Source organism: Streptomyces sp. WG7, assembly GCF_049975785.1.
Classification (GTDB): Bacteria; Actinomycetota; Actinomycetes; order Streptomycetales; family Streptomycetaceae; genus Streptomyces.
The window spans coordinates 1-5,530 of record NZ_JBNGGE010000103.1 but is presented as its reverse complement, the minus strand read 5'-3'; the positions used below and the strand labels follow the sequence as shown (position 1 = coordinate 5,530).

Annotated in this window: 2 protein-coding genes; both read right to left on the bottom strand. The window is 74.2% G+C overall.

Annotated elements, in window-relative coordinates:
- The coding region (locus tag ACP4J0_RS38100) for a polyketide synthase docking domain-containing protein (RefSeq protein WP_426603974.1) at positions 1–182 on the bottom strand (182 nt) is incomplete at its 3' end.
- Between the two features lie 137 nt (positions 183–319).
- Positions 320–5,530 (bottom strand): SDR family NAD(P)-dependent oxidoreductase (locus ACP4J0_RS38095; RefSeq protein WP_426603972.1); only part of this gene is annotated, 5,211 nt, incomplete at its 5' end.

Here is a 5,530-nt window from a genome sequence, read left to right as displayed (position 1 = left end):
ACGACCTGCCACAGCGCCTCCGGCGAGTCCACACCGCCCGGGAAACGGCACCCCATACCGACGATCACGATCGGATCGTTGGCTCCCGACTCCAGTTCACGGACCCGCTGACGGGACTGGTGGAGGTCGACGGTGAGGCGCTTGAGGTATTCGACCAGTTTGTCGTTGTCCGGTGTTGCCATGGTGATGATGCCCCCGTAGGCGTCGTGAAGCTGTGCGTGTGCGGTCCGGGGCACGACTGCCCGTGAGACGTGCCCGAGCGTGCCGCATGCGCGAACAGGATGATCAGGGTGAGGGTCCGGGCGATGCGGACGTGCGGTCAGAGTTCGGAGTCGATGAACGCGAGGAGTTCGTCGACCGACGCCGACTCCACCCGTGAGGTCAGATCGTTGTCGTCGGTACCGGCCCGTTGAGCCGGCACACGGGCCGCCAGGGTCTGGAGTCGTTGGACGATTTCGGCTCTGACGTCGTCCTGGGTGTCACCCGGCAGCTCGGCGAGGGCCGCTTCCAGCCGGTCGAGTTCGGCCAGACCCGGTACGGTCCCCGAGTCGGTGGGGCCGGCGGACTCCGCGACGGCCGGTGCCAGTTCGGTGTGCAGATGGGCCACGACCGCCAGCGGGGTCGGGCAGTTGAAGAGGAGGGTGGCGGGCAGCCGCAGATCGACGCTGGTCTGCAGCCTGTTGCGTAGTTCCACGAGAGTGAGCGAGTCGTAGCCCATGTCCTTGAAAGGCCGGTCGGCGGGAATGCCGGCCGCCGAGGACCTGCCGAGTACGACCGCGGTCTGCACGCGGACGAGATCCAGCAGCAGTTCCTTCTGCTCGGCCGGGCTCAGCGCGGCGAGCCGGTCCCGCAAGGTCTCGGTCGGTGAGGCCGCGGCGGTGGTCGGCGCCTGGTCCGGTCGCGGCGCGGCCGGTGCCAGGTCCTGGAGCACGGTGGGCAGTTGAGGCCCCAACGCGCCGAGCGCGGCACGGTCGAAGGGCGCGGGAACGAGCACGGCGGCGTCCGTGCGCAGCGCCGCGTCGAGCAGGGCCAGGCCCTCCGCCCGGTCGATGGGGGAGAGGCCGGTCCTGGCGATCCGTCCCTGGTCGGCACTGGAAAGGGAGCCCGCCATTCCGGCGGCGCCCGGCCTTCCCGCGGTGTCCGCCCACATCCCCCAGGCCAGGGACAGCGCGGGCAGGCGCCGCGCCTTGCGATGCTGGGCCAGGGCGTCCAGGTAGGCATTGGCGGCGGCGTAGTTGCCCTGACCGGCGCCACCGATGACACCCATGACGGAGGAGAAGAGGACGAAGGCCGCGAGGTCCTGGTCCACGGTCAGCTCGTGCAGGTGACGGGCCGCGGTGGCCTTGGCGGCGAGCACCGTGTCGAGGCGTTCGGGGGTGAGCGCGGTGATGACGCCGTCGTCGAGCACCCCTGCTGCATGGATGACGGCGGTGAGCCGCACGCCGGCCAGCAGCCGCGCGAGCGCGTCACGGTCGGCGGTGTCACAGGCCGCGAGGGAGACCTCGGCGCCCAACCCGGTGAGCTCCGAGACGAGCTCCGTGGCGCCCGGCGCGTCGGGGCCGCGACGGCTGACCAGCAGCAGACGGCGGGCCCCGTGCTCGGCGACCAGGTGCCGCGCGACCAGTCCGCCGAGGGCACCGGTGGCGCCGGTGACCAGGACCGTACCGTCCGGGTCGAGGGCGGCGGGCAGGGTGAGGACGACCTTGCCGATGTGCCGGGCCTGGCTGACGTGCCGGAAGGCCTCCGGTGCCCGGCGGACGTCCCAGGTGCTGAGCGGCAGCGGGGTCAGCGCCCCCGTCGACAGCAACCGCAGGACGGCCGTGAGCAGTTCGGCGATCCGCTCGGCCGGCTCCTGGAGCAGGTCGAAGAAGTGGTAGTCCACCCCGGGGTGGTCCGCAGCGACCAGCTCAGGGGACCGCAGATCGGTCTTGCCCATCTCCACGAAGCGCCCCCCGCGCGGCAGCAACCTCAGGGAGGCGTCCACGAACTCACCGGAGAGCGAGTTCAGTACCACGTCCATGCCGCGGCCCTCGGTGGCCGCGCCGAACGCGGTCTCGAAGTCCAGGGTGCGCGACGACGCCAGGTTCGCCCCGCCCAGGCCGAGGGCACGCAGAGCGTCCCATTTGCCGGGACCCGCCGTTCCGTAGACCTCCGCCCCCAGATGCCGGGCCAGTTGGACGGCGGCCATACCGACGCCGCCCGCGGCGGCGTGGACCAGGACACGCTCGCCCGCGCCCAGGCCGGCGAGGCCGACCAGGGCGTGGTAGGCGGTCAGGAACACGATGGGCGCGGACGCCGCCTGAGCGTACGTCCAGTCGTCGGGCATGGCGGCGACCCGCCGCTGGTCGGCGACGGCCACCGGACCGAACGCCCCGGAGAACAGGCCCATGACGCGGTCGCCGACGCCGAGACCGATGACGCCGGGACCCACCTCGGTGACCACACCGGCCCCCTCGAGGCCGAGCAGACCGGGGTCGCCCGGGTAGAGACCGAGGGTGTTCAGTACGTCACGGAAGTTGACGCCCGCGGCGCGCACCGCGATGCGTATCTCGCCCTCGGCCAGCGGGGCCAGCGCCTCCGGGCAGGGTTCGAGAGCCAGGTGGTCCAGGGTCCCGCGGTCGCGCACCGTCAGCCGCCAGGCGGCCGCCCCGGCAGGGGGGACCAGGGCACCGTCGGCCGTCGCCCGGCCGAGCCGGGGCACCAGCGACGCCCCGTCCCGTACGGCGAGCTGCGGCTCCGTGCCGATCAGCGGCAGGACGCCACGGCAGTCGGCCGCCGACTCCACGTCCAGCAGCCCGACCCGCCCGGGGTTCTCGGTCTGCGCCGAGCGTGCCAGACCCCATACGGCCGCGCCGTCGGGATCCACGTCGGCGTCCGGTGCCGTGGCCACGGCTGCCCGGGTGACGAGCACCAGCCGGGAGCCGGCGAGCCGGTCGTCGGCCAGCCACGCCTGGAGCAGGGCGAGCGCGCGGTGCACGGTGGGCCGGGGGCCGGCCGCCGTACCGTCCGCGGGGTCCATGAGCGGCGCGAAGACCACCGCCGGGGCGGGAACTCCCGCGTCGAGGGCGTGACCCAGGGCCGTGAGGTCGGTGTACCGCGGGCCGACGTCCAGGTCGGCGGAGCCGAGTACGGCGGCCGACGGGGACGGTTCCCGGCCCGCCGTGACCGGTTTCCAGGCCAGGTGGTGGAGCGACCGCGGGACGGCCACGTCGTCGCTCACCGGGCGCAGCACCAGCTCCTCGACCTCGGCGATCACCGCGCGGGACTCGTCCAGCAGCGTCAGCGACACCGCGTCCGGACCGGTGGTGGTGATCAGGGCGCGGGCGGTACGGGCGCCGGGCCGGTGGACGGTCACGCCGCGCCAGGAGAAGGGCAGCAGCCGGCGGCCGCCGTCGTCCAGCGCGGCCATGACGATCGGGTGCAGGGCCGCGTCGAGCAGCGCCGGGTGCAGCCCGTAGGACGCGGCGTCGGTGACGGACGGCGGCAGAGCGACCTCGGCGTGCAGGTCCGCGCCGTGCCGCCACCTGGCGCGCAGGCCCCGGAAGACCGGGCCGTAGGCGTAGCCCGCGGCGGACAGTTCGTCGTAGCAGCCGTCCATGGGGAGGGCCTCGGCCTCGGCGGGCCGGCCCGCGGCGGTCGTGGAGGCTGCGCCGCGCGGGGCGAGGGCGCCGGTGGCGTGCAGCGTCCACGGCTCGGTGGTGCCGTCCGGCATCTCGGCGCGGGCGTGCACGGTCAGCGCGCGCTGACCGTCGTCGCCGGGCGCGGCCACGACGACCTGCACCTCGGTGCGGCCCTCCTCGGGAAGCGCCAGAGGGGCGACCAGGGTGAGTTCGGCGACATGCGGGGTGCCGGTCTGCGAGCCCGCGCGGGCGGCGAGTTCGAGGAAGGCGGTGCCGGGCAGCAGGACCGAGCCGAGGACGGCGTGGTCGGCGAGCCACGGGTGGCTGCGGCGGCTGAGCCGGGCGGTCAGCGCGACCTGTCCGGATTCGGCGAGCTCGACGGCGGGGCCGAGCAGCGGGTGGCCGGCCGGTCCTTCGGTGCCGTGCGCGGTCAGCCAGTAGCGCTCCCGCTGGAAGGCGTACGTGGGCAGCCCGGGCGTCCGCCCCGGGCCGAACACGGCGTGCCAGTCCGGGCTTTGGCCGCGGACGTGCAGGGCGCCGAGTGCGCCGGCCAGGGTACGGCGCTCGGGCCGGCCGCGGCGCAGCACCGGTACGAACGCCAGTGCGTCGTCGTCCAGGCAGTCCCGGCCCAGTGCCGACAGCACACCGTCCGGTCCGAGTTCGAGGAAGGTACGGATCCCGAGGTCGTGGAGTGCGGCCAGACCGTCGGACATCCGTACTTCCCGGCGCACTTGCCGGACCCAGTAGTCGGCGGTGACGTCGACCGGCCGGCCGGTGACGGTGGACACCATGGCGATGCGCGGCTCCGCGTACCGGATCTCCGCGGTGACGGCGGCGAACGCGTCGAGCATCCCGTCCATGCGGTGCGAGTGGAAGGCGTGACTGACGACGAGCCGGCGCGTCTTGCGGCCGGCGGCGGCGAACGTGGCGGCGACCTGTTCGACGGCCTCGACGTCACCGGAGACGACGACGGCCGCGGGGCCGTTGACGGCGGCGATGCTCACCTCGTGCTCGCGGCCCTCCAGCAGCGCGCGGACCTCGTCCTGCGACGCCTGGACGGCCGTCATCGCGCCGCCGGGCGGCAGGGCCTGCATGAGCCGGCCGCGCGCGGTGACCAGGGCACAGGCGTCGGGCAGGGTGAGGATCCCGGCGACGTGTGCGGCGGCGAACTCGCCGATGGAGTGGCCGAGTACGGCGTCCGGTGCCAGGCCCCGGTGCTCCAGCAGCCGGAACAGGGCCACCTGGAGGGCGAAGAGAGCGCTCTGCGTGTTCTCGGTCCGGTCGAGCGCCTCGGCGTCGTGGAACATCACCTCCCGGATCGGCGGTGTGCCGGGCACGGAGCCGCGGCAGGCGTCGAGTTCGCCGCACACCGCGTCGAGGGCGGCGGCGAAGACCGGCTCGTGCTCGTACAACTCGCGGCCCATGCCGACGCGTTGGCTGCCCTGCCCGGTGAAGAGGTAGGCGAGGCCGTCGTCGGGGTGCGCCGTGCCGAGAGCCAGGGCGGGGTGCGGTTCGCCGCGGCCGAGCGCGGCCAGCGCCGCGACGGCCTCGGCGTGGTCCTCGGCGGTGACGGCCGCGCGCTGCTCGAGGGCGGTACGGGTGGTGGCCAGGGCACGGCCGAGGTCACGGTCGGACACGTCATCGAGGGAGTCCAGCGCGTCGACGAGTGCCGTGGCCTGGGCGCGCAGCGCCGGTTCGGTACGGCCGGACAGCACCCACAAGGAGGGGGAGGACGCGTCGTCCCCCGGGCCGGCTCCGGGCGTGGTGGGTGGGGTGGGGGGTTCGGCGAGGATGATGTGGGCGTTGGTGCCGCTGATGCCGAATGAGGAGATCCCGGCGCGTCGGGTGTGGTGGGGGGTGGGGGGCCAGGGGTGGGGTTGGGTGAGGAGTTGGAGGTTGCCGGTGGTCCA